This window comes from Promicromonospora iranensis, assembly GCF_028994775.1.
Lineage (GTDB): Bacteria > Actinomycetota > Actinomycetes > Actinomycetales > Cellulomonadaceae > Promicromonospora > Promicromonospora iranensis_A.
Genome location: NZ_JAJQMN010000020.1, coordinates 55,243 through 78,456, shown reverse-complemented (window position 1 = coordinate 78,456; position 23,214 = coordinate 55,243). Strand labels below are relative to the sequence as shown.

Below are 23,214 nucleotides of genomic sequence, written 5' to 3'. Positions count from 1 at the left end.
CGCTCACAATCGGGTTCCGTCGCGCTGCCGGCACGTTCCGGACGGAGGCAACGATGCACCAGTTCCGAGCACTATCCACCAGCAGCACCCGACGCCGAAAGGTGGCCGTCGCGCTGCTCGTCGCCGCAGGGCTCGCGATCAGCCCCGCGGCGTCAGGCAGCCCGATCGCGTCTGCCGGCTCCACGGCGTCGGGCCCGACGGCTGCCGCCGCTCTGGCGGCCTACCCCAACCCCGGTCCCGTCACGGGGAGCACGGACGTGCACGACCCCGAGGTCGTCAAGTCGCCCGCCGGCAACTACCTGCTCGCCGCCACCGGCAACGGGATCTCCCTGAAGACCTCGACGGACCGTACCCGGTGGAGCAACGCGGGAGCGGCGTTCCCGAACGGTGTGCCGTGGGCGCACTCGTACACGAACAACAGCAACCACGTCTGGGCGCCGGACATCAGCTACGCCAACGGCCGTTACTACATGTACTACTCGGCCTCGACCTTCGGCTCGAACCGGTCGGCGATCTTCCTCGCGACCAGCACCACCGGCGCCCAGGGCTCGTGGACCAACCAGGGGCTCGTCATCGAGTCGCGGACGTCGGACAACTTCAACGCCATCGACCCGAACCTCGTCATCGACCAGTCGGGCCGCTGGTACCTGAGCTTCGGCTCGTTCTGGTCGGGCCTCAAGATGATCCGGCTCGACGCCTCGACGGGTAAGCGGACCGGGACCGAGTTCCACAGCATCGCCGGCCGGAACGGCGGCGCCATCGAGGCGCCGACGGTCCACTACCGCAACGGCTACTACTACCTGTTCGTCTCGTTCGACACCTGCTGCCAGGGTGCGAACAGCACGTACCGCGTGATGGTGGGCCGCTCGACCTCGGTCACCGGTCCGTACGTGGACCGTGCCGGGCGAGCCATGAACTCCGGTGGTGGCACCGAGATCCTGGCGAGCCACGGCAGCATCCACGGTCCCGGCCACCAGGCCGTGATCGCCGACAGCGACGCCGACGCGCTCTTCTACCACTACTACACCGACAGCGGTGCGCCGCGGTTGGGCATCAACCTGCTGGCTTATGACTCCGCAGGCTGGCCGTACGTGTACTGACCGACAGCACGGCCCTCGTTGAGTGCTGGGTATCTGCGGGTCCTGAGGTTCGGGGCCCGCAGATACCCAGCACTCACCTCTTTCTGATCGCGTTCTTCCGGTCATGGGCGGCAGGGTTTGCGGGAACCAAATTGTTCAACAATCTAGATACCTGCGTCGGACGCCGCTAGCCTGGTTGTGCAGCGATACCTGCCCGCTCACGCCGGAGGATGACCGCCATGGCCGAACCGACAGTGCAGCAGCAGCCCGTGGGGCGCAGGTTCGGCCTGCTGGTCCGAGCGGTTCCCCGGATCCGGCGCAGGGCGCACGTGCGTGTGAGCCGGCACGAGCCCGAGGCATCAGGGCCGGCCCGGCAGGGGATCCTCTCCCTGCATCTGGACCTCGTGGTCACGGACGACGACGACGCTGCGGCAGCCCTCGAGCGCGTCCTCGGTGCCCTCCGGCCGGGTGATCGTGTCTCCGTGGCGGGCCCGCCCGAGGCCCCGGAGCCGCGCGTGGACGACCGGCCGTTCACCATCTGGGCCTGACCGTGCCGGGCCTGGGCTGGATGGTCGAGCGGCATGTGTCTGTCGCGCGCGCCACGGTCGCAACGGTCACGTACGTGCTGCTGGCCACCGCATTCGTGCTGGGTGTGCTGTGGTTCGTGCTCCCCGGCGAGCCACGGTGGGAACCGGCGGTCAACTCGCTGACGCTGGTGGCGGGCATGACGGGACTCATCGTGGAGCGGCTGAGCAGCGAGGCGGAACGGCACGCTCAGGTGCTTGCGGCGATCCGCCGTGAGCTGGAGCGGAACTGCGCCGTGCTCGCCGACAACGAGTTCGCGCGGACCACTGACGACCGGCCGAGAGCAGTCTTCGCGCGGTTGGCGGTCTCCGCCGTCGACGCGGCGCTCGTCTCGGGTGCGCTCGACCGGCGTCGGGACACCACCCTCGTGACCCGGCTCCACCGGTGGCGCGACACGGTCCAGGGGTTCAACCGCCGGCTGGACCTCACCGAGAACATGAGCGTCCTGGAGCGGCAGACGGCGGGAGAGCGCGAGGTCTGGGATGCGGCGATGCGCCTCCGTGGTGGGTACGTCGCGACCACGAGAGCACAGCTGGACGAGCTGCTGGCGGTGCTGCCGGTGCGGTGAGGCCGGGTGACGTGTGGAGGGCTGAGCGGTACGTGGTGGGTGGTGCGCCGTCGTCGGCCAGGCCTCTCGGGGAGAGTGGCACTCCCCGGGGTGTGTTGCGCACGGTAGACAATGTGCACTCTCGGTGACACCGCAAGTGAACGAGGCGTCAGGCGGGGTCACCAGGTGTGCGGCGGGAGTACGCGGCCGCGACCGTCCGCTCCGACTGGACGAGGTACTCGTCGAGCTCCGCGGCGGCGGCCACGCTGTCCCCCGCGAGGGTCATCTCCAGGATGCGCGCGTTGCGCGCCACGTACGGGGCATGCAGGTACTCCGGGTTCGCGAGGAGGCCGAAGGCGAGGCGCAGCTCCGCGGAGACGGTGGCATAGAGCCGGTCCAGGTGCTCGCTGTCGCAGAGCGCGACGATCCCGCGATGGAACTCCATGTTGGCCGTACCGGCCGCGCGCCAGTCCTTCTCGTCGCGGGCCCGTTCCGCGCTCTCGACGGCCTTGCGCATGATCTCGGTAGCCGGGTGACCGGGCAGCGCGCCGCGCAGAGCCTGTCCCTCGATCATGCGGCGCACGCGGTAGATGTCGAGGATCGAGGCAAGTGTCGGGACGGCCACCACCACGCCCGCATGCGGACGCCGGACGAGCAGGTTCTCGTGGGTCAGCACCCGGAAGGCCTCACGGAGCGTGTTGCGGGAGACCGCGAGGGTTTCGGCGACCGCCTTCTCCGAGAGGCGCTCGCCAGGCCGCGACTTGCCCGTGATGATCCAGGAGCGGATGGACGCCGCAGTGCGCTCGACGAGGTCACCGACCTTGGCATCTGAGGGGTCCGTGGCAGCGTCTGCCGCAGTGTCGGAAACGGGTTCTGCGTCAGCGGTCGTCGCCATGGGCCCACTCTACGGTCGGGTGCGGGTCGCCGGATGATGCGGCGCGGGCGGAGGATCTGGCGGGTGCGGTCGTCGGACAGCCGCCGGCCGAGGGAGACGCCGGTCACTGTGTGCCCGGGGCGTGGCAGCCGATTCGTGGAACCGGGCTCCGACCGGGTATCCTGCTACGGCCCGCTGCTGTTGTGGCGGGCAAAGGTAGCGTGTCCGAGCGGCCTAAGGAGCACGCCTCGAAAGCGTGTGTGGGTGAAAGTCCACCGTGGGTTCAAATCCCACCGCTACCGCACACTGAAGGCCCCCAACCGCTAAATCATGCGGATCTGGGGGCCTTCGTCATGCCGGGCGGTCCATTTTTCAGTCCGGATTGATTTCCGGGACATGGTCGAGGCCGGCAGGTGCCTATCGGGCCTGCTGATTTAACCTCTGTGAGATCGAGGCGTGGCTCCGCCGCACTCCGGCGCTCCGCGCCTGCGCGCACCCCACCGCACCCCATCCGCCGGACCGATTTCAGGAACGCTGCAACTGTCTGAAGGTCCGGGCAGTCGCTGTTCCACTGGCGCAGGGTCATCACTAGTGTCTGCGCGTGAGCACGATCGACGACAAGACCCTCGCTGTCCTCTTCGGCATCATTGCCGTAGCCGCAGGCCTCGCCCTGAACCTCGCCAATCGGCCAATAACTCGGCTCATGCTGAAGGGTCAGTTCAGGGACCCCGACGCGCCGAAGAACCAGTGGATTTACCCGTTCGCAAGGTTCGTTGGCTGGTGGTTCGTGGGCTTCGGTGTCCTACTGCCGGTGCTCGTACTCACAGGTGTTCTCTCCGGTGCGCCGACGCCGGGCAGTCCGTGACGGGCCGAGGTCACCCCACCCGGGTGATCCGACGTCAGCGTCCGTAGATCGCGGACGTTCACAGCTGCCGGCGCCCGTAGCCGGCTACGTCGAGCAGCCGCCCAACAACCGCCCGCACGAGGCCGGCGAGCCAGGCGATCCGGCATAGGACACGAGCCCGGGGAGCGGTGAGCGAGTCGGCTCGCCAGTGGAACGACGTCCGTGTCTCGGAGGACCTTCATCGACGAGGCACCACGTCAAGGCCGCTTCGCGTCACTACGTGATGGCACAGGCGCCAGCCTTGACCCGGCACCACGACGACGAAGAACGTGGCAGAGAGCCGAACGACGACCCACTCCGAACGCGCCAGGAGGTCTCCGTTTTTGCGAACCCAAGCAATTTGGGTTCGGGCCATTGTCATCTCTGGGGTCTGGTGCGACGTGGCTGGCAGTCGTGGGCGAGGTCGATGGTGAAAACAGCCAGGGGTCTGCCCCGCCGCCCCTGGGCAGGAATTCGGCGCCACGCGCGGGGCGTCGGCACCTACTCGCTGCGGACGCTCTAGCGGTTCCGGGGCCACATGAGCGTCGATCGCTGCTGCTGTGCCTCAGTGACCGACTCTGTGACGTCGCTGGCCTGGATCCAGTGGAGTATGCCGGGCAGCGTCTCACGCCAGCTCACGCCTTCCGGAAGCTGCTTCGGGAGGGGCTCGTCGAACGAACGGGCACCGACGCCCGGGAACCGTCGTCCGTATGCCTGGCTGCTCTGCGCGGCGAGTAGCAAGTCGTACTGCCAGAGCTGCGCCCCAGACGCCGCAGCCACGTCGAGCGACCACTGCGAGCGGTCGACGATGATCTGCACCACCGAATCGCCCTCGAAGAGGAACAAAGCGCCAAACGTGCTGGCGCCCTCTTGGGAGACGAGCACGTAGCCGCTCGAGAACAGCCAAGCGACGGTGTGCTGGACATCTGCGGGCGCGTTCGCACGGAAAAACGCGTCGACCTGCTGCTGGCTCAACGGCACGTTGATGGTTCACGCTCCACGATAGGAGGGTTCGTTGACCATGCAGGCCCTGCCGGCGATGTTACTGGGGGGCGCCTTCCGTAAGTCGCGGATGGTCACGGCGGCCGGGAGACGGTGACCAGTGACGTCGAGCAGGGTGGTCCCGAAAGGTGGAGACCGGCGGGTCACAGACCCGCAGGGCTGGGCGCGCAGCGGACCGTAGGGGGACCAGGAGACCCATACGGGGTCCGGAGGACCCCATACGGGGTTCACAGGGATCATGAAACCTGCCATGATGATTTTCATGAGCGAGACGACGACCATCACCATTGCTCGCGCCACGAGGCAGCGGCTCGGACGCGTCACGTTCAACGGCAAGCCGCTCAAGACGGCGGACGAGACCGTGGCTGCCCTCATCGAAGAGCACGAGCGCCGCCAGTTCTGGGAGGCGATGGACGCCATCGACCCCGACGAGTACGAGGCCCAGTCCCGCGAAGAGGGCGCTTGGCCCGTTGAGAGTGAGTACTCGGCCGAAGAGCAGATGATCCGCGCGCAGGAGTCCAACGCGTGATCGTCCAGCGTGGCGACGTCATCTGGCTTTCCATGGACCCGACGGTCGGCCGGGAGCAGGCGAAGCACCGGCCGCACCTCGTGCTGTCCAGCACCCGTCAGCACCGAGCCATGCGACTGGCCATCGTGGTTCCCATGACGAGCGCCGACAAACCATGGCCGACGCGCGTCGAGGTAGTGACCGGGTCCTACGCGATCTGCGAGCAGCCCCGTACCGTCTCTCTGGATCGCGTCACCCGTCACGACTCGACCGGGTACGACACGACTGCTGTAGCCACCGTCATCCGCACGCTGATCGACCCCGCGTAGCGCGAGCGGGCGACGCTCCGACACCTCACCGTTATCACCCAGATACGCACACCCGAGGTCCGTCCGCATGCGGCATCCTGGCGGAGAGCGATCCCGACGGAGGAAGGTCCGATCTCGGATGACCGACTACAGCGCGCTGTACGCCGACCACGACACCATGACCGACCACTGGTGGTGGCGTCCGGACTGGCAGGTCGGGACCAGGTTCTACGCCTGGCACATCACCCAGGACGACCAGCCCGAGGTGCGTGACCTCGCGCAGCGGTACCGCGATGCCGTGAGCACGGTCGACACCCTCGACCCGATCCCGGACGAGTGGTTGCACATGACGCTGCAGGGCGTCGGCCACGTCGAGGACATCAATATCGCAGCCCTCGACTACGTGACCCTTCGGGTGGCCGACCGGCTGAGCGCGCTCGCCCCGATCACGACGTCGTACCGCCGTGCCCACGTCGCGAGCGAAGGCGTGATGCTGCCGCCGGCCGATCCCGAGGCGTTCACCGAGGTGCGCCGAGCCGTTCGAGCGGGCATCGCCGACGCGCTGGGAGAGTGCCCGGAGCCCGAGGACGGGTTCGGAGCGCACGTCTCCGTGGCGTACAGCAATGCGGACGCCGACGCCGCGCCGATCCGAGCGGCCCTCGACCAGGCCGAGCCGGCAGCGCCCTCGACGGCGACGTACACGCAGGTCTCACTGATCCGCATGCATCGGGACCACCGGATGTACGAGTGGGATGTCCTCCGTGCGGTGCCCCTCGGTGGCTAGCGATCCCTGAGGGGGCGCCAGAGCCACCGCAGCGCGTCCGGCAGCAGCACCCCCGCATGGTTCGGGTTGTGCCCGCCGTCGCCGAGCACGAGGCGGAAGTCGTAGTCCCCCTCGGCGAGGGCCGCGGCGACCCGCAGGTTCTCCGCGAGCCAGTTGTGGTCGGGCTGGTTCCAGCGCAGGTCACGGTGGCCCGCCTGCATGAAGATCCGGAGGGGTTTGCGGGGCGTCATGTGGATGAGGGCGGGGTAGTTGTTGCCGCCCGGTAGCTGCGGGAAGCTCGACAGGAAGCCGGCGACCCGGCGGAACCGGTCGGGGTAGTGCCAGGCCACGGTGAAGGCGCAGTTCCCGCCGCTGCTGCCGCCGACGATGCCCCAGCGTTCCGGGTCGTCGCTGATCGCGAAGCGCCGTCGGACCTCCGGGATGATCTCCTCGAGGAGGAAGGCGCCGTACCGGCCACCGAACGCGTCGTACTCGGCGTTGCGGTTCTTGCGTCCCACCGGATCCTCGATGTCCTCGAAGACGCCCGGGTCGACGAACACGCCGATGGTGACGGGGATGTCGCCGCGGTGGACGAGGTTGTCCAGGACGATCCCGCCGCGGACCTCTCCCTCGGGATCGAGGTACCACCAGCCGTCCTGGAAGACGAGGATCCCGGCGGGCTCGGCCGGGTTGTACGCGGCGGGCACGTGGATCCACACCGTCCGGGTGGTCCCGGGGTAGGCGGTGCTCTCCCAGCGCAGCTCGACGGTGAAGCCGTGCGGCACGCCGGGACTGCGGGACGAGTCAGGACCGTGCTCGTACCGGACGTCCTCCTGATCGAGCGGGAGGGGAACAAAGGGTACGTATGCGGTCACACAGCAAGGCTAGGGCGACGTTGGCCACCTGCCACTCGTCGCCCGCCCGGGCAGCGGTGGGCGTCGGCGGCAGGGCCGTGCCGCCGACGGCAAAAAACGCAGATGACCTGCATGTATATGGATGAAAGGTATTGCGCGTCCCACCGTTCATCGGTTGAACTTGGTCCACGCTCAACGGCGCATGCCCCTGGCGATCGATCGAGCGCCACACCACCCCTGTCGGCAGCTCAGAAGGAGAAGGACCATGACGGAGAACGACGCGGTGCGCGCGGAACGATTCGCGTCAGGCAAGGAGGTCCTCGACTCCATCCACGACGACCCCGGCCACAACGTCATCGACTCGCTGGCCGACATCGCGCCCGAGCTCGGGCACCAGATCGTCGCGTGGGGCTACGGGGACATCTACTCCCGGCCCGGCCTGGAGCCGCAGCAGCGCCAGCTCGTGACCCTGGGGATGCTCACGGCCCTCGGTGGCAGCGAGGCTCAGCTGGAGGTGCACGTGGGTGCGTCGCTCAACGTCGGGCTGACCCCGCAGCAGATCATCGAGGTCTTTCTGCACAGCTCCGTCTACTGCGGGTTCCCGCGCGCGCTGAACGCCGTCGGCGTCGCGAGGAAGGTGTTCGCCGAGCGCGGGCTGCTGCCCCTGGACTGATCCGGTTCCCGGCACGCCACCTCGACCGGCTGGAGCGGCGGGTCAAGCCCGTCCCGGCGCGTCCAAGGACCTTCAGGGACGCGGCAGCGCCGCCGCGTCCCTGTGCTCGACCAGGTCCGACCGCTCCCGCCGGATCCGTTCGACACCCCAGTCCCCGAGTGGTGCCAGGGCCTCGTTGAGTGCCCGGCCGTGCTCCGTCAAGGAGTACTCCACCCGCGGCGGCACCTCCGCGTAGACCTGACGGCGGACCAGCCCGTCCGCCTCCATCTCGCGGAGGTGCTGCGTCAGCATCTTCTCGCTGACGCCGGGCAGACCGCGCCGCAGCTCCGCGAACCGGCGCACGCCGTGCTCGTCGAGCTCCCAGAGGATCAGGCCCTTCCACTTGCCGCTGACGACGTCGAGCGCGGCGTCGATGCCGCAGACATAGGGGCCGGTGCGTGGTGCCTTCGTCATCGAACTCCTCCTACGTACCAAAGAGTAAGTACCCCAGTAATTAGTGGGTACTTCCATGATCGTACGTCGCGCGCCGAGCATGGGCAGGTACCTACCTACCGAGGAGATCCTTGATGACCGATCCCCAAGGCACCGGCGTCACGGTGCTGGGCCTGGGCGCGATGGGCAGCGCCCTCGCCACCACCCTGCTCGACGCCGGTCATGCCGTGACCGTCTGGAACCGCACCCCGGCCCGGGCCGCCGACCTGAGCGCGCGGGGCGCTGAGGCGGCGTCAGCCATCAGCGCCGCCGTGGCGGCCCACCCCCTGATCATCGCCTGCCTGCTGGACCACGCGTCCGTGCACGACACCCTCGACCCGGTCATCGCCGGGATGCGCGGGCGTGCACTGGTGAACCTCACGACCACTACGCCGAACGAGGCGCGTGAGCTGGCCACGTGGGCGGCCGGCCACGGCGTCGACTACCTCGACGGCGCGATCATGGCGACCCCGCCGATGATCGGCACCTCGGAGGCCTCGATCCTGTACAGCGGGTCCCGCGAGGTCTTCAACGCGAACCGGCCGGTGCTCGACCGCTGGGCGACCAGCACCTACGACGGCGAGGACAGCGGCCTCGCGTCGCTCTTCGACCTGGCCATGCTCTCGGGCATGTACAGCATGTTCGCCGGGTTCCTCCACGGTGCCGCGATGGTCGGCTCCGCAGGCATGAGCGCCACCGACTTCGCGGCGCGTGCCACACCGTTCCTCAGCGCGATGACCGCCGGCTTCGCGCTCGACGCCGCGGTGATCGACGGCGGTGACTACACCGTCCCGGGCCAGCAGAGCCTGGAGTTCACCGAGCTCAGCCAGAGCCACATCGTGCGCGCGAGCGAGGAACAGGGCGTCGACCCAGCCCTGATCGCCGTGGTGCAGGAGCTGATCAACAAGCAGATCGCCGCAGGACGCGGGGCCGAGGGCTCCGCCAGGCTCTACGAGAGCTTCCACGCCGACAACAGCGACTCCCCAGACCACACCGCCACCATGGAGGCCCTCCGATGAGCACACCCGTCACCCTCATGGGGCTCGGCCCCATGGGCCAGGCCATGGTCCACACCCTCCTGCGCGAGGGGCATCAGGTCACCGTCTGGAACCGCACCCCGAGCCGCGCGGCCGACGTCGTCGCCGCCGGCGCGACGCTCGCCGGCTCGCCCGCAGAGGCCCTGGCGGCGAGCAAGCTCGTCATCCTCAGCCTCACCGACTACCAGGCGATGTACGACATCCTCGGCTCCGCCACCGAGGCGCTCGCGGGCCGCACGATCGTGAACCTCAGCTCGGACTCGCCGGACCGCACCCGCGAGGGCGCCACGTGGGCCGCGGAGCACGGCGCGCGGTTCCTCACCGGCGGCGTCATGACGCCCGCGCCGATGGTGGGTACCGAGGCCGCGTACGTCTACTACAGCGGCCCGGCCGAGGTGCTGGAGGCGGACCGCGAGACGCTGGCCACGATCGGCGCACCGCGGTATCTCGGCGAGGACCCGGGCCTGGCGCAGCTCATGTACCAGGCCAACCTCGACGTGTTCCTCACCGCACTCGCGTCGCTCCTGCACGCCACCGCGTTGCTCGAGTCCGGTGGCATCCCGGCCTCACGTGCGATGCCGGAGCTGCTGCAGACCCTGGTCGGCACACCCGAGATGCTGACCGCGGGGGAGAACCCCGGGGTGCAGATCGAGGCGGGCGAGCACCCTGGACACCTGAGCACCGTGACCATGATGGGTGCGACCGCGGACCACATCGTCGCCGCGAGCGAGGCGGTCGGCGTCGACACCGGCCTGCCCGCCGCGGTCCAGGCGTACTACACCTGGGCCCGCGAGAACGGCCACGGGAGCGACAACTGGACCCGGATCATCGACGCCATGCGCCCGCAGGACCGTTGACCGTCATCCCCCGCCGATACGGCGGCGGGGGTCCAGGCCCGAGTCGGCGAGGCTCGTGACCATGCTGCCGGGCGCGAGCACCCGTTCCGCTCGCAGGTCGTGCACGACGGCCCGGAGCAGTCCTGGCAGAAAGTCCCTGCCCCTGCGCAGGCACCAGGGCAGGCCTGCTCTCAACAGCCAGCCCAGGCGTTGCCACACCGACGGAGGGTCGGGTGCCTCGGGCAGCCGCGCGGCGAGAGCTCGCACCCACTCCTGGTCCGTGCCCCGGACCGGGAGCGGGGCGTACTCCGGGCCCATATCGGCCAGCGCGGTCGCGGCGGCCAGCGCCAGCTGCCGGTGTCCGGCGGGTGACGGGTGCACACGGTCGACATGCCAGGCCTTGGCTCCGGCAGGGGCGATCGCCCGCGTCGCGTCCACGACGACGACCCTCCCGGGCCCCGAGCTCGGCGTCGACTCGTCACCACTGACGGGGTGCCCCGCCGGCCCGTCCGCCGCAAGCCCACCCGCGCCCATCGCGGCCGCCACTTCCTGGACCGCCGCGTTGATCGACGCCACCCGGCGCCGCATCACCCGGCGCACGAGCCGCGGACTGAGCTCGAACAGGCCGATGACCGGCAGCAGCACGAGCACGACGTCAGTACCGGCCTGCGACAGCTCGCTGACGCAGCGGCGCAGGTCCATCAGCGTGAGCCGCGCGTCGAAGTCGCTGCGGAGCACGTCGTTGCCGCCCACGATCACGGTGGCGAGGTGCGGTCGGAGCGCCACGGCGGCGTCGAGCTGCGTGCCGGCGACGTCGCGGGAGCGGGCGCCGTTGGTCGCGAGGTTGGTGAACGCCTCCGCACCGAGCACGGTGGCGAGATGCGCGGCCCAGCCGGGGCCGTGGACGGCGTCGGGACCGATGGTGTCGCCGACACCCGCCGTGATCGAGTCGCCGAGGGCGACCAGTCGGAAGCAGCGCTCGCGTCCCGCCGGCGGCGTCATCTCACCGATGCCCCACAGGGCCCGTGTGGATCGGGTCCGTCGGGTCGGCCACGACCGTCACGGGCTGCGCACGCTCCAGGCGGGCCAGCTCAGGGAGCACGGGATCCAGCGTCAGGTCGAACGCCTTGCGGGAGTGCAGCTCGATCATCGCGTCACCCGTGGCGCTCCACGGGAAGAGCTCGGCGCGTGCGCGGGCAGCCTTGCGGCGTTGGGGCACGTCGCGGTCCAGCACCTCGTGCAGCGCGAGGGCGAGCGCCGCGGCGTCCGGCGGGGCGGCGGCGCCCGCGGTGCCGACCACCTCGGGCAGGGCGCTCGACGAGCTGCAGACCACCGGTGTCCCGGACGCCAGCGCCTCGAGCGCCGCGAGCCCGAACGTCTCGATCGGGCCCGGGGCGATGACGACGTCGGCGCAGGTCAGCAGCGTCGCGAGCCGGTCACGGTCCGGGATGAACGACAGGAACCGGTGCGGCAGGCCTGCGGCCTCGGCCCGCCGCCGCATCTTCGGCAGGAGCGGCCCGGCGCCGGCGACGACGAGCCGCACGGGGCGGCCGTCACGCACGAGCTGCGCGGCGGCGTCGATGGCGAGGTCCGGCCGCTTCTCCGTGGACTGGCGGCTCGCGAGCACGATCAGGGCGGTGCCGGGCGGCGCGTACAGCGCGCGCGCCTCGTCCGAGTACCGGTCGGGCCGGAACCGCTCCAGGTCGACGCCCAGCGGCACGCGGTAGAGCGGCGGGAGCACCGCTGTCCGGTTGCGCTCGGCCAGGCGTTCCACCTCGCCCGCCGCGAACTGGGTGGTGGCCACCAGGCGGTCGAACCGCGGGAGGGTCGCGAGGTTGTAGCGGTCGGCCAGGGCCGGCGTCGTCGCGGCGCCGAACGCGGCGGCCGGCCCACCCTCCGCGGCACCGGGAATCCAGGAGCGGAGCACGCCGTCGACCCGTTCGTGCAGCATCATCAGCGACGGGATGCCGGACTCGCGGGCCCAGTCGCCCAGTCCGGCGAGGGTGGTGCGGTCGCTCACCTCGAGCCGGTCGGGCGAGAGGGTCTCCAGGAGGCCCCGCATCTTGCCGGGCTGCACCACGGCGCGGTACCCGCCGGAGAACGGCACGCGCGGTGCCGCCAGGGTGACGACCCGGACGCCGTCCACGAGCGATACCCCGTCCCGCCTGCCGGGCACGACGAGCACAGGTTCGTGCCCCCGGGACAGGTACTGCCCGGCCATGGCGTGCATCGCAGTTCGGATGCCCCCGGAACGAGGACTGTAGAAGTTCGCGACGTGGACGATTCGCAAGTCATACCTCCGCTGAGCCGGCTCTTGCGTGCACCCGGATCGCGTCGTCGTAGTGCCCCATGAGCTCGGAGCAGATGTCGTGCCACGTGCGCCCCTCGGCGCGTTCGCGCGCCGCGGTGCCGAAGGCGCGCCGCTTGCGTTCGTCGCCCACCAGGTCGGCGACTCGGGCACGGAGCGCCGCGTGGTCACCTGGAGAGTACAGCCACCCGTCGTGCGAGTGCCTGACGATGTCCAGCGGCCCGCCCGCGGCGGGCGCCACTACCGGGACACCGCTGGCGTGCGCCTCCTGCAGCGTCTGGCCGAAGGTCTCCAGCTCGCCGGGGTGCACGAAGACGTCGAGGCTGGCCATCGCGCGCGACAGCTCGGCGCCCCGCAGCAGGCCGGTGAAGTGGGCTTCCGGGAGGATCTGCCGCAGGTCGTCCCGCTCGGGGCCGTCACCCACGATGACGAGCCGCACACCCGGCAGGTCCTGCAGCACGCGCAGTGCCTCGACCTGCTTCTCGGCGGCCAGCCGGCCCACGTAGCCCACGAGGGTCTCGCGGCCGGCGCCGACCTTGCGGCGCCATGCCTCGTCCCGGAACTGCGGGTGGAACGCCTGCGTGTCGACGCCCCGGCCCCACAGCCGCAGGTTGGGGATGCCGTGGTTCTCCAGCTGCCGCATGGTCGCCGTGGACGGCGCGAGCGTCATCGTCGCCCGCTCGTGGATGTCCTTGACCCGCTTCCACAGCAGCGGCTCGAAGCCGCCCAGGCCGTAGCGCGCCGCATAGCCCGGCACCTCGGTCTGGTAGACGGCGACGCTCGGCAGCCGCAGCCGCTCGGCGGCCAGGATGCCGCGCCAGCCCAGGATGAACGGTGACGCGAGGTGGATGACGTCGGGCGCGAACGTCGCCAGGGTGCGCTCGGTGCGCCACTTCTTGCCGACGACGAGCCGCACGTCCGGGTACCCGGGAAAGCCGATCGAGCCGAGCTCGACGACGGGGGCGCCGCTGACGAAGGGCGGGACATGTCCGATCGAGGCGTCGGCATCGGGCGCGAGGACCATTGCCTGGTCCCCCCGCTCGTGCAGGTGCTCGAGAACCCGCAGGACGGAATTCGTGACCCCGTTGACCTGCGGGAGAAAACTCTCCGCAACGATGGCTACTCGCACGTTACGAACCTGCCGGTCGTCGATGTCCGGACGAAGTCTTTCGTGCGGCGAGCCGGGGAACGGGTGGCGTCGAGACGGTTACCGCTACACACGATGTCACGACCCTGACCGTAGCGGAGCCACCATGCACCTGGCATGGGGAACATCCCTGAAAAGGCCCTCAACCTGCTCTGGAAACGGTCTGGCGGGACCATGCGACCTGGACCAGGCGGACGATCGCGCCGATCAGGAGCGCCACGAGGAGCGCGTTGCGCAGGGCGCCGATGCTCGTGGCCAGCGGCCAGCCGCCGAGGAACTCGCCGTACTGGAGCGGGTAGATCTCCATGGTGAGCCGTGCGACGACGATGGTGCCGAGGGCAGGCAGGAACCAGGTGCGGCGTGTGCCCTGGGTGCGGGTGCCGAGCGCGATGGCGGCGGCGATGGGCGGCCCGATCCACGCGATGAACTGCGGGGACCCCACCTTGTTGAAGACGATGAGGGCCAGCAGCTCCGCGGCGGCACCGATCAGCAGGATGTCGCCGACACGCTCGGGACGGCGTCGCGCAGCCCACCACATGAGCGCCGCGATCAGGACCGCGGCGACGGGGAGGGCGACGTCGAGCGCCTGCGCGACGGCGTCGGCCCCGGCGCCCTGCACCTCGTAGGTGTAGATGACGTTGTCGTACTCGACCTGGATCGACGGGTCCCAGAGCCGCGCCATCGTGAACGGGGTCGCGCCGACCGCCTCGACCTGCAGCTGACGGTCGCCCTGCTCGCCGAACACGTCCAGCACGTTGTCCTGGCCGCCGCCCGCGAAGGAGACGCCGACGACGACCGCGGACACCGCCGCACCCGGCAGCACCACGTTCCGCAGGAACGACTTGGCCCCCGACGTCGTCGCGGCCAGCGCGAGCGCCACCGCGCCCGGAGCGATCTTGATCCACGCGCCGATCGTGGCCAGGGTCATGGCGAGCGCGGGCCGCTTGGCCGCGATGACCAGCGCGACGAGGATGATCGGCGCGAGCAGGCCGTCGAGCCGGCCGATCCAGATGGGACCGAGCGCCACGAGGAAGGCGAGCCAGAACCAGACCGCGATCCGTCCGCGCGGTCGAGCCCGGCCGAGGACCAGCACCGCGACGGCGTTCGAGACCGTCACCAGCCCCATCCACACCCAGCTGTAGCCGTCCGTCGACTCGGTCAGCAGCGCCGGGACCGCCATGGGCGCCAGGGCGCCGAGCGGATACACCCAGTCGTAGTGGAAGACCGGCCACCACCCGACATCCATGCCGTTGCGGACCCACCACTCGTACAGGCCCACGTCGCCGAGGATCTGCTGGTTGAAGACCCAGGCCTGCAGGATGATCCAGGCGTGGGCCAGGACGAAGCCGATCCACAGGGCCGGCCAGGACGTGAGCACACGGGTGGCGGACCGCAGGATGTCCTTGCCCACGGCCTTGGGCGTTGTCGAAATGTCTGACGCGCTCGGCACGGCCACATCCTTGCACTGATCCGCGGCGCAGTCGGCGGCCGACGGATAACGGTACGGATCCGGATGCCCGCGAGCTAGAGTTCGGAGGGACGAACTCGATGGAGAACCGATGACCCGAACCGTCGCCGGGCCGCGCGCCGGCCGCGCTCGCCTCGTCGTCCTGCTCGGCCCGGCCTTCGTCGCGGCCATCGCCTACGTGGACCCCGGCAACGTCGCCGCGAACCTGACAGCCGGCGCCCGGTTCGGCTATCTGCTCATCTGGGTGCTCGTCGTGGCCAACGTGATGGCGGTGCTCGTGCAGTACCTGTCGGCCAAGCTCGGCGTGGTGACCGGGCGCTCGCTGCCGGAGGTGCTGGGGGAGCGGCTGCCGCGTCCGGCCCGCCTCGCCTACTGGGCGCAGGCCGAGGTGGTGGCCGCGGCGACGGACCTCGCGGAGGTGATCGGCGGCGCCATCGCGCTCCACCTCCTCTTCGGCGTGCCGCTCGTGCTGGGCGGGATCCTCACCGGGGTGGTGTCGCTGCTGGTCCTGGCGGTGCAGCAGCGCCGGGGGCAGCGTGCGTTCGAGGGCGTCGTCACCACGATGCTCGCGGTGCTCACCGTGGGCTTCTGCGCCGGGCTGTTCTTCTCCCCGCCGGACCCGGCGGCCATGCTGGCCGGCCTCGTGCCTCGGCTGGCCGGTGCCGACTCGGTGCTCCTGGCGGCCTCGATGCTCGGCGCCACGGTGATGCCGCACGCGATCTACCTCCACTCCTCGCTCGCCCGGGACCACCTGCAGGCGCCGTCGACGCCGACGGCGCGGATCCTGCGCGGCACCCGGGTCGACGTCGTGCTCGCGCTGGTCCTGGCCGGAAGCGTGAACATCGCGATGCTCCTGCTCGCGGCGGCGAACCTGCCCGGCCGGGCAGGGACGGACACGATCGAGGGTGCGCACGCCGCGATCACCGGGGCGCTCGGGCCGGTGGTGGGGGTGCTCTTCGCGGTCGGGCTGCTGGCCTCGGGGCTCGCGTCGACCTCCGTCGGCGCATACGCGGGGGCGGAGATCATGGCGGGCCTGCTGCGGGTGAGGGTGTCGCTGCTGACCCGGCGGCTGGTCACGCTGCTGCCCGCGATCGTGCTGCTGATGACCGGCATCTCGCCCACCTGGCTCCTCGTGGTGAGCCAGGTGGTGCTGAGCTTCGGCATCCCGTTCGCGATGATCCCGCTCGTCCGGATCACCCGAAACCGTGAGCTGCTGGGCGAGCACCGCAACGCCCTGACCACCCAGGTGCTGGCCTGGGTGGTCGCGGGCGTCATCGTGGCGCTGAACGTCACACTGCTCTGGCTCACGTTCGCGGGGCAGTAGGTTCGCGGGGCGCCTACTCGTCGAGGTAGGACACGTCGCCGTTCGAGCTGCGGAGCTCGACCGTGCGCTCGGCGGCCGGGTCGACCGCCCCCTGGACGATCTCGTCGCCGCTCGACGTGAACATCGTCAGGGCTACCGGCTCGCCGTCACCGACCACCGTGACGTCGCCGCTGCTGGACTCGGCGTACACGTCGCCGCCGACCACCGTGACCTGCACCTCGCCGTTGCTCGTCGTCGCCGAGGTGTCGCCGGTCACCGAACCGATGGTGATGTCGCCGTTGCCGCTGTCGACGGTGACGGTGCCGTCCACGTCGGCGATGTCGACCTCACCGTTCGAGGTGAAGGTCCTGACGTCGGCCCCGACGTCCGCGACGTCGATGTCACCGTTGCTGGTGCTCGCGGTGAGCGGGCCGGTGATGTCGGTGGCCTCGATCCGGCCGTTGCTGCTGTCCAGGGACACGTCCCCGGCCAGCCCGTTCGCCACGACGTCGCCGTTCGCCGTGCGGACCGTCACCTCCGTGCCGGCCGGCAGCGTCACGTCGAGCGCCCCGGAGCAGCGCGAGCCGATGGACCAACCGCACTCGTGCGTGAGCTCCAGGCGGTTCGCCGACTCCTCCGCCAAGTACGTGGGCTCCCGCAGGCCGCTGTGCGCGATGGCGTCGACCTCGATGTCGCCCTCGGCGGCGGTGACGGTGACATCGCCGTCGGCCACGAGCACCACGGAGTCCACGGCGTCGTAGGACCGGTGGGTGGTGCTGGTCTCCGACATGGTCAGGTCGACGAGGTACAGCGCACCGAAGGCGACCACCACGAGGGCGATGACCACGCCGACGGCGCCGAGGACACGCCCGGTGACACCGCGGCGCGGCGGTTCCGGCTGGTACGAGCCCTGCCCGGCGTACGGCCCCTGCTCGGCGTACGGGCCGGGTGGTTCGACGGCGTCGGTGGGGACGGGGGCGTTCTGGGGATGCTGGTTCATCAGCGGGATCCGTTCTGGTCGAGCCAGCGCAGCACGGCGAGCACCCGGCGGTGGTCGTCGGTGGCCGGCGGGAGGCCGAGCTTGTTCAGGATGTTGGTGACGTGCTTCTCCACGGCGGCCAGCCCCACGACGAGGCGGTCCGCGATGGCGGCGTTGGAGCGGCCCTCGGCCATGAGCGCGAGCACCTCGCGCTCCCGCCGGGTCAGGACGTCGAGATCGGAGCCGGGGCGCCGGGCGATGATCTGGGTGACCACCTCGGGGTCCACGACGGTGCCGCCCCCGGACACCCGGGCGACGGCGTCGAGGAACTCGTCGACGTCGGCCACGCGGTCCTTGAGCACGTAGCCGAGGCCGCGGGCGCCGCGGGCGAACAGCTCGCTCGCGTAGCTCTGTTCGACGTACTGCGACAGCACGAGGACCGGCAGGTCGGGATGCAGGCTGCGCAGGTGCACGGCGGCGCGGAGCCCCTCGTCGGTGTGCGACGGCGGCATCCGCACGTCCGTGATCAGCAGGTCGGGCAGTTCGGTGCCGGCCGTCGACAGCGCCCGGACGAGATCGTCCGCCGTGCCGTAGCCGGTCACGGTGTGGCCCTCGGCGGCGAGCAGCCGGGTCAGACCGTCCAGGAGGAGAACGGAGTCCTCAGCGATCACGATGCGCACGGGACCTCCACGGTCAGGCGGGTGCCCTTACCGGGCGGGCTGTCGAGCTCGAACGTGCCGTCCAGGGCGGCGACCCGGCCGCGCAGGCCCTCGAGCCCGCTGCCGGGCGACGGTTCGGCGCCGCCGCGGCCGTCGTCGTGCACGATGACGCGCAGCCGCGACGGGTGGTCCTCGGGTACCAGGCTCGCGTGCACCGATACCGACTCCGCCCCGGCGTGCTTGGCGACGTTGGTCAGGGCCTCGGCCACCACGAAGTACGCCGCGGCCTGCGCGGGGGCGCTCGCGGGCGTGAGGTCACCGGAGACCTCCACGCGGACCGGGACCGGGCTGCGCCCCGCGAGGGCGGAGAGCGCGGCGTCGAGCCCGCGGTCGGAGAGGACCGCCGGGTGGATGCCGCGGACCAGGTCGCGCAGCTCGGCGAGCGTCTCCTTGATCTCGCGGTGCGCGAGCTCCAGGGCGGCGACGGCCTGCTCCGGATCCCTGTCGGCCAGCCGGCGGGCCACACCGAGCTCGACGCCCAGGGCGACCAGGCGCTGCTGGGCGCCGTCGTGCAGGTCGCGCTCGATGCGGCGACGCTCGGTGTCGGCGGCCGACACGACCGCCGTACGGGACTCGGTGAGGACGACCGCCCGTTCACGGGCGGTGTTGGCGGCAGCCTCGGCGCGGCGCGTCTCCTGCTCGGCGACGGCGGCGCGGGCGCGGGCGACGTCGGCGGCGGACAGCCCCAGCAGGTGCGTCGCGAGACGCACCGTGAGGTAGGACCCGTACTGCGCGAGCGCGGCGCCCGCCCACACCAGGACGACGGCGCCGGCGAGCGCACCGACCACCGTGGCCGGCCAGGACAGGCCGGACCACTGGGCGAGAGCGGTGCCCTGGCCGAGCGGAACGAACGCGACCGCCGCGACGGCGCCGGCGAGCAGCGCCGCGGTGAGCGGGAAGAACACCGAGCTGACCAGCATCGCCAGGAAGGCGTAGAGCGTGGCGGCCCACGCCCGGCTGTCGCGCATCGGCGACCACAGCCTCGACCAGAAGCCGCGCCGGGCCGGGGGCCGGGGCAGCGGGGCAGGGATCAGTACGCCGGTCTGTGCGGCGATGCGGCTGCGCTCCGTCCCGCCGAACCACCGGGCGGCGACGAGGGAGGCGGCGAGCAGGGGTACCCCGACGCCGAGCGCCGGGACCAGGCCCGCGGACACCAGGACGAGGATCCACAGGACCAGCCCGCCGGTCAGGTGCCACATCCAGCCGGTCGCGAGGGCGGCGACGGCGCGCCAGGTGGCGGCGTCGTACGGCGCCCTGAAGAACGCGGGGGCCGAGACGAGCGCGGGCGCGACCCGGTCCTCGAGGGGGCGGTGCTGGGGTGGCGGCGGCGGGCCGTCATCGCTGGTCATGGTCATGACACTAGGCCGACGCATGCCGCCGCGACATGCTGTCGCCCCACGATACGAAGGTCGGGGTACCCCTACCCCAGGTCGTTGGTCGAGCTTGTCGGGACCCGGCCTCGACAAGCTCGACCGACGGGCGAACGATCAGGCGAAAGCGCTGGTGCCCGTGATCTCGCGGCCGATGATCAGGGCCTGCATGCTCTCGGTGCCCTCGTAGGTGTGCAGGGCCTCGATGTCGGCGAAGTGCCGCGCCACGCGGTTCTCCAGCAGGATGCCGTTGCCACCGAGCAGGTCGCGGGCGATCGCCGCGATCTCGCGCGCCCCGCGGGTGCACGTGTACTTGGCGAGCGAGGCCTGCGGGCCGGTGAGCTGGTCGGCCTCGTCGAGCCGCGTCAGCTGCTTCACGAGGAGCTGCATCTGCGTGAGGATCGACAGCATCTTGGTGAGGCGCTCCTGCACCATCTGGCTCGCCGCGAGCGGCCGGCCGAACTGCGTGCGCTGCTTGGAGTACGCGACGGCGGCCTCGTAGCAGGCGATCGCCTGGCCGACGGCGCCCCACGCGACGCCGAGGCGGGTGGCGAACAGGACGCGGCCGGTGTCCTTGAAGGAGCGGGCCTTCGGCAGGAGGTTCTCGGCCGGGACGAACACGTCGTTGAGCACGATGTGCGCCTGGTGGATGGCGCGCAGCGAGATCTTGCCCTCGATGGTCTTCGCCTCGTAGCCCGGGGTGTCCTGCGGGACGATGTAGCCGTGGACCTGGCCGTCCTCGCCGCGTGCCCAGACCACCGAGATGTCGCCGATCGAGCCGAAGCCGATCCACTTCTTCTCGCCGTTGATGACGTAGCCCTCGACGCCGTCGTGGGTCTCCTTCACCGCGGAGGTCTCCAGGGCCACCGAGTCCGAGCCGTGCGTGGGCTCGGTCAGCGCGAACGCGCCGAGGATCTCGCCGCGGGCCATGGGGCCCGCGTACTTCTCGATCTGCTCGTCCGAGCCGAGCATCACGATGGAGCGCAGTGCCAGGCCGCCCTGCACGCCGCAGATGGTCGTGACCGAGCCGTCGCCGCGCGACATCTCCATCGCGGCCAGGCCCTCCGCCATCTTGGAGATCTTCGGGTAGCCGGGCACGTCCACGCCGTCGCGCAGGAAGTCCAGCTCGGCCATGCGCTTGACCAGGTCCATCGGGACCTCGTACCGCTCCCAGTAGCCGTCGATGACGGGCAGGACCTCGTCCTGCACGAACTGGCGGACGGCGAGCTGGTGCGCGCGCTCCTCCTCCGTGATGTCGGCGAAGGCGCCGGCGAAGTCGATGTCGAGCGGTTGCGAGACGTCGTAGTCGGGCGCCGTCACTCCTGGGGTCTGAGTCATGCGTCCATGGTGCGCCGGTACCGGATCTCAGGTCAAGCGATACTACGTCTCACGGACGGCTCTCCCCGGAGTGGCGGCAGGTGCGCCCGTGGGCCCAGGCCTGGGGCAGCGTCCGCACCCGCTCGCCCGACGCCGCGGCGCGCCGCACCTCGAGCTGGAGGTACTGGTCCTGGGCCGCCTCCGCCACGGAGTACGGCGCCGGCGCCCCGTGCAGCACGTGGTCCGCCATGTCGGCGACGATGCGGGCGATCGACAGCTCGTCGTCGGGCAGGCGGGCCGGGCGGAACGCGTTGCGGTACAGCCACTCGCCGTCGAGCGTGTAACCGCGCAGGAACATACCCTCGTGGCTGCCGGCCCCGCCTGCGGCCACCCGCTCCAGCGCGGATCGCCGTGGGAGCCCGTCGGCACCGACCTGGCGCACGACGTCGTCGCGCAGCTCGCCGCGCTCACCGCGGACCAGCAGTGCAGGGGAGCGCACCCAGGAGCGGTACTGGACGTCGTCGAACTCGTAGGTGCCCAGCCGGCCGCCGAAGTCCAGCCACGCCGTCGCGCGCACCGTGTCGACGAGGGTCAGGTCCTCGGGGTCGCCCTCACGGCTGGGACCGGGCAGTACCCGGCGGGCGTCCCGCCTGGCGGTGATCTCCGCGTCCTCGAACGTGACGCCCAGCGCCCGGCGCAGCACGCTGAGGCCGTGGTAGTCATGCGCGACGGCGACGTGCGCGTCCGTCACCGCCCCCAGCAGGCCGGACGCCGCGACCGCGAGCTGCGCCCCGACCAGCGGCTCCAGGTGGTACTGCTCCGCGACGTGCACGCAGGCGCCGTTGTCCACGAGCCGCTGCAGCGCCGTCAGCTCCTCGACGGTGCCGGCCGCGGGCGTCTCCGTGAGGACGGGGACGCCCGCGGTGGCGAGGTCGCGGACCACCGGCTGCGCGGCCCCGGCGGGCAAGGTCAGCAGGACGACGTCGGGACGGCCGCCGGCGAGCAGCTCCGCGACCGAGGCATAGGCGGGTGCGGGAAGCCCCGGCAGCCCGGCCGCCGGCAGGCCCCGCACCGCCAGCTCCGCTCGGTCCGCCGCGTTCCGGGTCGCTACGCCGGCCACCTCGAAGCGGTCCGGCAGCGCATGCAGCACGCGCAGCATGGTGCGGGCCCGGAAGCCCGAGCCGACGATCCCGATCCGTGCTGTGCGGTCCTGTGACGTCACGTGCGCCGACGGTACGCGATCAGGCCGTGGGCACCACCTCGTCCGGGGTCGCGGTCTCGCGGTTGCTGATGCGCCACCACGCGAAGAACCCGAACAGCGTGAACGCGCCGTAGAGCAGGTACATCAGGGCGGTCGCCCAGTATCCGGCGGAGAACAGCAGGGGCACGCCGACGAGGTCGACGGCCACCCAGATCAGCCAGAACTCGACCCAGCCCTTGGCCATGCCGTAGGTGGCGAGCACCGAACCCATGAAGATCCACGCATCGGCCCAGACCGGCTCGTACGAGCCAAGGGTCCGGAAGAGCGGGGTGAGCAGGAGCGTGCCGGCGAGCATCCCGGTCACGAGACCGACCCGGCCCCGCCACGAGGCCCAGCGGGGGTGCACCGCCACGGTGCCCACGCCGCCCAGCCGCCGGGTCTGGCGCCAGCGGTACCAGCCGTAGACCGAGACGGCGATGAACATGATCTGGCGGCCCGCCTGGCCCAGCATGTCGGCGCGCGTCGTCTCGCCGAACCACGAGCCCATGAAGACGGTGAAGAGCAGGATGTTCCCCACGATGCCCACCGGCCAGGCCCATACCTTGCGGCGCAGCCCGCCCAGCGCGGACGCGAGCCCGAACACGTTGCCGATCACTTCGCGCCAGTAGATCTGCTGGTCGGCGACCAGGAACGTCGCATCGTAGGCGGCGCGGAACCAGTCCATGTCTCTATCCCTCTCCGAAGTCCGCACACGGGGACTCCGGGGTGAGGGCCGGTACGCCACAGGGGCGCCGACGACGACGCGGAGCCGTGGCCCCGAAGGGTCGACGGCGCGCGCCGCACGTGCTTCCTCCCATCCGGACTTTAACCGTCGGTCCTGGAATCTCACCAGGTCAACCAGGTCGTTCCCGAAGGAGCGACCCGGGTCGCGGACTATCACCGCCGGCTCGGAATTTCACCGACCCCGGAGCACGTGTGCATC

25 protein-coding genes, 1 tRNA gene and 1 riboswitch are annotated in these 23,214 nt (G+C 70.9%); of the genes, 12 read left to right on the top strand and 14 right to left on the bottom strand.

What is annotated here, in order from left to right; all coding sequences use genetic code 11:
• The 3 genes from LUU90_RS25260 to LUU90_RS25250 all read left to right on the top strand — a co-directional run.
• Nucleotides 1–1,100: arabinan endo-1,5-alpha-L-arabinosidase (locus LUU90_RS25260; RefSeq protein WP_275006987.1), on the top strand; the 1,100-nt coding region annotated here is incomplete at its 5' end.
• A gap of 218 nt (nucleotides 1,101–1,318) precedes the next feature.
• Entirely contained in the window at nucleotides 1,319–1,627 is a 309-nt protein-coding gene (locus tag LUU90_RS25255; protein WP_275006986.1) for a hypothetical protein, read from the top strand.
• Between the two features lie 35 nt (nucleotides 1,628–1,662).
• Nucleotides 1,663–2,232, top strand: a complete 570-nt coding sequence (locus tag LUU90_RS25250; protein WP_275006984.1) for a hypothetical protein — start codon at nucleotides 1,663–1,665, stop codon at nucleotides 2,230–2,232.
• A 148-nt stretch (nucleotides 2,233–2,380) separates the two neighbouring features.
• On the opposite strand, the gene LUU90_RS25245 is transcribed toward LUU90_RS25250, so the two are convergent.
• Nucleotides 2,381–3,106 carry a GntR family transcriptional regulator gene (locus LUU90_RS25245; protein ID WP_275006982.1) on the bottom strand — a complete coding sequence of 242 codons (726 nt, stop codon included), beginning with the start codon at nucleotides 3,104–3,106 and terminating at the stop codon, nucleotides 2,381–2,383.
• A 194-nt stretch (nucleotides 3,107–3,300) separates the two neighbouring features.
• Here LUU90_RS25245 and LUU90_RS25240 point away from each other — a divergent pair.
• Both LUU90_RS25240 and LUU90_RS25235 read left to right on the top strand, forming a co-directional pair.
• A tRNA-Ser gene (locus tag LUU90_RS25240) sits at nucleotides 3,301–3,387 on the top strand.
• Nucleotides 3,388–3,686: 299 nt separating this feature from the next.
• The gene (locus LUU90_RS25235; protein ID WP_275006980.1) at nucleotides 3,687–3,950 is read left to right on the top strand and encodes a hypothetical protein; all 264 of its coding nucleotides are present in this window, start codon (nucleotides 3,687–3,689) and stop codon (nucleotides 3,948–3,950) included.
• Nucleotides 3,951–4,487: 537 nt separating this feature from the next.
• Here LUU90_RS25235 and LUU90_RS25230 read toward each other — a convergent pair.
• Nucleotides 4,488–4,943, bottom strand: coding sequence for a hypothetical protein (locus LUU90_RS25230; protein WP_275006977.1), 456 nt, complete (start codon nucleotides 4,941–4,943; stop codon nucleotides 4,488–4,490).
• Between the two features lie 289 nt (nucleotides 4,944–5,232).
• Here LUU90_RS25230 and LUU90_RS25225 point away from each other — a divergent pair, with 289 nt between their 5' ends.
• From LUU90_RS25225 to LUU90_RS25215, 3 genes are all read left to right on the top strand, one after another.
• On the top strand, nucleotides 5,233–5,499 hold the full coding sequence (locus tag LUU90_RS25225) for a hypothetical protein (RefSeq protein WP_275006976.1): 267 nt from the start codon (nucleotides 5,233–5,235) through the stop codon (nucleotides 5,497–5,499).
• Nucleotides 5,496–5,807, top strand: coding sequence for a type II toxin-antitoxin system PemK/MazF family toxin (locus LUU90_RS25220; protein WP_275006974.1), 312 nt, complete (start codon nucleotides 5,496–5,498; stop codon nucleotides 5,805–5,807). The genes LUU90_RS25225 and LUU90_RS25220 overlap by 4 nt, the downstream gene beginning before the upstream one ends.
• Before the next feature lie 118 nt (nucleotides 5,808–5,925).
• Nucleotides 5,926–6,570 carry a 2'-5' RNA ligase family protein gene (locus LUU90_RS25215; protein WP_275006971.1) on the top strand — a complete coding sequence of 215 codons (645 nt, stop codon included), beginning with the start codon at nucleotides 5,926–5,928 and terminating at the stop codon, nucleotides 6,568–6,570.
• On the opposite strand, the gene LUU90_RS25210 is transcribed toward LUU90_RS25215, so the two are convergent.
• Entirely contained in the window at nucleotides 6,567–7,424 is an 858-nt protein-coding gene (locus tag LUU90_RS25210) for an alpha/beta hydrolase (protein ID WP_275006969.1), read from the bottom strand. The two genes, LUU90_RS25215 and LUU90_RS25210, sit on opposite strands and share 4 nt — an antisense overlap.
• Before the next feature lie 244 nt (nucleotides 7,425–7,668).
• Here LUU90_RS25210 and LUU90_RS25205 point away from each other — a divergent pair, with 244 nt between their 5' ends.
• Nucleotides 7,669–8,076, top strand: a complete 408-nt coding sequence (locus LUU90_RS25205) for a carboxymuconolactone decarboxylase family protein (protein WP_275006967.1) — start codon at nucleotides 7,669–7,671, stop codon at nucleotides 8,074–8,076.
• Between the two features lie 72 nt (nucleotides 8,077–8,148).
• On the opposite strand, the gene LUU90_RS25200 is transcribed toward LUU90_RS25205, so the two are convergent.
• Nucleotides 8,149–8,529, bottom strand: a complete 381-nt coding sequence (locus LUU90_RS25200) for a winged helix-turn-helix transcriptional regulator (RefSeq protein ID WP_275006965.1) — start codon at nucleotides 8,527–8,529, stop codon at nucleotides 8,149–8,151.
• Between the two features lie 113 nt (nucleotides 8,530–8,642).
• Between LUU90_RS25200 and LUU90_RS25195 the strand changes: the two genes are divergently transcribed.
• Nucleotides 8,643–9,566, top strand: coding sequence for an NAD(P)-dependent oxidoreductase (locus LUU90_RS25195; protein WP_275006964.1), 924 nt, complete (start codon nucleotides 8,643–8,645; stop codon nucleotides 9,564–9,566).
• Nucleotides 9,563–10,441, top strand: a complete 879-nt coding sequence (locus LUU90_RS25190) for an NAD(P)-dependent oxidoreductase (RefSeq protein WP_275006962.1) — start codon at nucleotides 9,563–9,565, stop codon at nucleotides 10,439–10,441. Before LUU90_RS25195 ends, LUU90_RS25190 begins: the two co-directional genes overlap by 4 nt.
• A gap of 3 nt (nucleotides 10,442–10,444) precedes the next feature.
• Here LUU90_RS25190 and LUU90_RS25185 read toward each other — a convergent pair whose 3' ends face one another.
• The 4 genes from LUU90_RS25185 to LUU90_RS25170 form a co-directional block, all read right to left on the bottom strand.
• A complete protein-coding gene (locus LUU90_RS25185) occupies nucleotides 10,445–11,422 on the bottom strand; it encodes a GDSL-type esterase/lipase family protein (protein ID WP_275006960.1) in 978 nt (325 codons plus the stop codon).
• Nucleotide 11,423: 1 nt separating this feature from the next.
• Nucleotides 11,424–12,710, bottom strand: a complete 1,287-nt coding sequence (locus tag LUU90_RS25180) for a glycosyltransferase (protein WP_425596299.1) — start codon at nucleotides 12,708–12,710, stop codon at nucleotides 11,424–11,426.
• Nucleotide 12,711: 1 nt separating this feature from the next.
• Nucleotides 12,712–13,857: a glycosyltransferase family 4 protein gene (locus LUU90_RS25175; RefSeq protein ID WP_275006957.1), complete on the bottom strand. Its 1,146-nt coding sequence runs from the start codon at nucleotides 13,855–13,857 to the stop codon at nucleotides 12,712–12,714.
• Between the two features lie 160 nt (nucleotides 13,858–14,017).
• Nucleotides 14,018–15,325, bottom strand: a complete 1,308-nt coding sequence (locus LUU90_RS25170) for a glycosyltransferase 87 family protein (protein ID WP_275006955.1) — start codon at nucleotides 15,323–15,325, stop codon at nucleotides 14,018–14,020.
• Between the two features lie 109 nt (nucleotides 15,326–15,434).
• Here LUU90_RS25170 and LUU90_RS25165 point away from each other — a divergent pair, with 109 nt between their 5' ends.
• Nucleotides 15,435–16,667: an Nramp family divalent metal transporter gene (locus LUU90_RS25165; protein ID WP_275006953.1), complete on the top strand. Its 1,233-nt coding sequence runs from the start codon at nucleotides 15,435–15,437 to the stop codon at nucleotides 16,665–16,667.
• Nucleotides 16,668–16,680: 13 nt separating this feature from the next.
• On the opposite strand, the gene LUU90_RS25160 is transcribed toward LUU90_RS25165, so the two are convergent.
• The 6 genes from LUU90_RS25160 to pnuC all read right to left on the bottom strand — a co-directional run bounded on the left by LUU90_RS25160 (nucleotide 16,681) and on the right by pnuC (nucleotide 22,956).
• A complete protein-coding gene (locus LUU90_RS25160) occupies nucleotides 16,681–17,646 on the bottom strand; it encodes a DUF4097 family beta strand repeat-containing protein (RefSeq protein ID WP_275006951.1) in 966 nt (321 codons plus the stop codon).
• On the bottom strand, nucleotides 17,646–18,305 hold the full coding sequence (locus tag LUU90_RS25155; RefSeq protein WP_275006950.1) for a response regulator transcription factor: 660 nt from the start codon (nucleotides 18,303–18,305) through the stop codon (nucleotides 17,646–17,648). The genes LUU90_RS25160 and LUU90_RS25155 overlap by 1 nt, the downstream gene beginning before the upstream one ends.
• On the bottom strand, nucleotides 18,293–19,693 hold the full coding sequence (locus tag LUU90_RS25150) for a sensor histidine kinase (RefSeq protein ID WP_275006948.1): 1,401 nt from the start codon (nucleotides 19,691–19,693) through the stop codon (nucleotides 18,293–18,295). Before LUU90_RS25150 ends, LUU90_RS25155 begins: the two co-directional genes overlap by 13 nt.
• A 138-nt stretch (nucleotides 19,694–19,831) precedes the next feature.
• Complete coding sequence (locus tag LUU90_RS25145) at nucleotides 19,832–21,052, bottom strand: acyl-CoA dehydrogenase family protein (protein WP_275006946.1); 1,221 nt, start codon at nucleotides 21,050–21,052, stop codon at nucleotides 19,832–19,834.
• 49 nt (nucleotides 21,053–21,101) lie between these two features.
• Nucleotides 21,102–22,253 carry a Gfo/Idh/MocA family protein gene (locus tag LUU90_RS25140; protein ID WP_275006944.1) on the bottom strand — a complete coding sequence of 384 codons (1,152 nt, stop codon included), beginning with the start codon at nucleotides 22,251–22,253 and terminating at the stop codon, nucleotides 21,102–21,104.
• A gap of 19 nt (nucleotides 22,254–22,272) precedes the next feature.
• On the bottom strand, nucleotides 22,273–22,956 hold the full coding sequence (gene pnuC, locus LUU90_RS25135) for a nicotinamide riboside transporter PnuC (RefSeq protein ID WP_275006943.1): 684 nt from the start codon (nucleotides 22,954–22,956) through the stop codon (nucleotides 22,273–22,275).
• Between the two features lie 115 nt (nucleotides 22,957–23,071).
• A riboswitch (FMN riboswitch) is annotated at nucleotides 23,072–23,209 on the bottom strand.
• Between the last annotated feature and the right edge of the window lie 5 nt (nucleotides 23,210–23,214).

What these genes read in the sequence shown, in the direction of transcription:
- LUU90_RS25225 (WP_275006976.1), top strand. Translation starts at nt 5,233, where the DNA reads ATGAGCGAGACGACGACCATCACCATTGCTCGCGCCACGAGGCAGCGG.
- LUU90_RS25185 (WP_275006960.1), bottom strand. Translation starts at nt 11,422, where the DNA reads ATGACGCCGCCGGCGGGACGCGAGCGCTGCTTCCGACTGGTCGCCCTC.
- LUU90_RS25195 (WP_275006964.1), top strand. Translation starts at nt 8,643, where the DNA reads ATGACCGATCCCCAAGGCACCGGCGTCACGGTGCTGGGCCTGGGCGCG.
- LUU90_RS25205 (WP_275006967.1), top strand. Translation starts at nt 7,669, where the DNA reads ATGACGGAGAACGACGCGGTGCGCGCGGAACGATTCGCGTCAGGCAAG.
- LUU90_RS25145 (WP_275006946.1), bottom strand. Translation starts at nt 21,052, where the DNA reads ATGACTCAGACCCCAGGAGTGACGGCGCCCGACTACGACGTCTCGCAA.
- LUU90_RS25245 (WP_275006982.1), bottom strand. Translation starts at nt 3,106, where the DNA reads ATGGCGACGACCGCTGACGCAGAACCCGTTTCCGACACTGCGGCAGAC.
- LUU90_RS25255 (WP_275006986.1), top strand. Translation starts at nt 1,319, where the DNA reads ATGGCCGAACCGACAGTGCAGCAGCAGCCCGTGGGGCGCAGGTTCGGC.
- LUU90_RS25160 (WP_275006951.1), bottom strand. Translation starts at nt 17,646, where the DNA reads ATGAACCAGCATCCCCAGAACGCCCCCGTCCCCACCGACGCCGTCGAA.
- LUU90_RS25165 (WP_275006953.1), top strand. Translation starts at nt 15,435, where the DNA reads ATGACCCGAACCGTCGCCGGGCCGCGCGCCGGCCGCGCTCGCCTCGTC.
- LUU90_RS25215 (WP_275006971.1), top strand. Translation starts at nt 5,926, where the DNA reads ATGACCGACTACAGCGCGCTGTACGCCGACCACGACACCATGACCGAC.
- pnuC (WP_275006943.1), bottom strand. Translation starts at nt 22,956, where the DNA reads ATGGACTGGTTCCGCGCCGCCTACGATGCGACGTTCCTGGTCGCCGAC.
- LUU90_RS25150 (WP_275006948.1), bottom strand. Translation starts at nt 19,693, where the DNA reads ATGACCAGCGATGACGGCCCGCCGCCGCCACCCCAGCACCGCCCCCTC.
- LUU90_RS25190 (WP_275006962.1), top strand. Translation starts at nt 9,563, where the DNA reads ATGAGCACACCCGTCACCCTCATGGGGCTCGGCCCCATGGGCCAGGCC.
- LUU90_RS25200 (WP_275006965.1), bottom strand. Translation starts at nt 8,529, where the DNA reads ATGACGAAGGCACCACGCACCGGCCCCTATGTCTGCGGCATCGACGCC.